Origin of the sequence: Rothia sp. HMSC062F03 (assembly GCF_001836905.1) — a bacterium.
In the GTDB taxonomy this organism is placed as follows: domain Bacteria; phylum Actinomycetota; class Actinomycetes; order Actinomycetales; family Micrococcaceae; genus Rothia; species Rothia mucilaginosa_A.
Genome location: NZ_KV830894.1, coordinates 1 through 1,326, shown reverse-complemented (window position 1 = coordinate 1,326; position 1,326 = coordinate 1). Strand labels below are relative to the sequence as shown.

General features: G+C 50.4%; 2 protein-coding genes. Both read right to left on the bottom strand.

The genetic code is table 11. The features are described 5' to 3' along the window. Positions 1 to 103: 103 nt before the first annotated feature. Positions 104 to 541 (bottom strand): hypothetical protein, encoded by a 438-nt coding sequence (locus HMPREF2674_RS07640; protein WP_246826201.1) that lies wholly within the window; start codon positions 539 to 541, stop codon positions 104 to 106. A gap of 1 nt (position 542) precedes the next feature. Then, on the bottom strand, positions 543 to 1,326 hold a 784-nt coding region (locus HMPREF2674_RS07635; protein ID WP_246826200.1), incomplete at its 5' end, for an ECF transporter S component.

Sequence of the window (1,326 nt, the reverse complement as noted above, 5' to 3'; positions counted from 1 at the left end):
TGCAAATTCTGCCAGGAACATATTTTATTACTTGCTTTCTCTCGTGGGCATTAGGGTCAATATTTACTCACAAGTGGTCGTCTTTGTTTTATTGATCTACGGCTTATTCTTTGATTTCTTCGAAGCGGATGACGGAGAACCCTGTTTTGTCGTTTCGGGTATCGAAGGACTTGTACGCCCTGTATTTCTTGCCCGCCTCAATGCTGTTGAGGTAGGGGTAGATACGTTCCCCATCGGGAGCGTGCCACATTGTGATGGTTCCGCACTCTTTCGTCTCGAAGGCACCGGAGATTGCGTAGGGGTCCTCGTGCTCAATGATTTCAACCGACTCGATAGTACATATTTCAGAGTCGTTATTCGGGTTGGAATGGGTCATGAAATATATAGCTCCCAATACGGCAATAAATCCTACGAAAAATATAATGACGCCGCGGTCATTCCATATATTTTCTGCTGTTCTACGAAAATACTCTTTGAAATTGGCCCCATTATTTTTCATCGCTATTCGCCTCTTCTCGCCTGAGTTCTTCGGCTTCTTCAAATCATGAGTTTTTGCGGCACGCCTCCTCACGCGCCTGCTGACGCTCCAGCCTACGCGCCTCATTACGAGCAGCCCGACGGCGGCGCTTCTGACGCTCACTCTTCGTCTGACCAACGATGTACTTCGTTTCGCACAAGTCATAAAACTGGGCATAAATATCGCGCGAAGAGCCATACATCCCCACCACGCTCATCACATCCAGGCCGTCCTCCTCAGCCCAACGCCCATGATCATCACGGTAAAGCACCTGCGCCATAAGAATGGTCGCATCAAACTGATACGGGTCGAAGCTGCAAGTACGCTTACCCATCTCAGTACTGCCAATGCGCAAGAAGCCGTTCTTGCCGTTGTTCTCCACATGAGCGAACGTAATCGAGGGGTAGGTGAAAGCGCGTTCCTTCCACCGCCAATTACGCCACCGCACGCAATCCTCGCGCAGCTCAAGGTAGAAGGCGTAGCAGTGATTCAGAGGAATAGCGCCCAGCAGGCCAAGGGACACGACGCCAAAAATAAGACCTGAAATCGCAACGGTAAAATCCTCTGAACCGGGCTGCACATCCCCAAGACCAAGGGACAGCCATATAAGCGGCATGCCGACAAACCCGAGAATAGTCACAAGCCAAAAGAAAATAAATGCCGCGACGGGCCTTTTCTGCCTCTTATTCAGGGTAGGTTTGCCGAGCTTAATGCGGTATCCCGGTATCAGGGCGACAATAAGTCCTCCGAGGAGTCCGTCTTCAACAGCGCTCATAGTGTGTACGTCCTTGTGTGGTGGTTGGTGAATC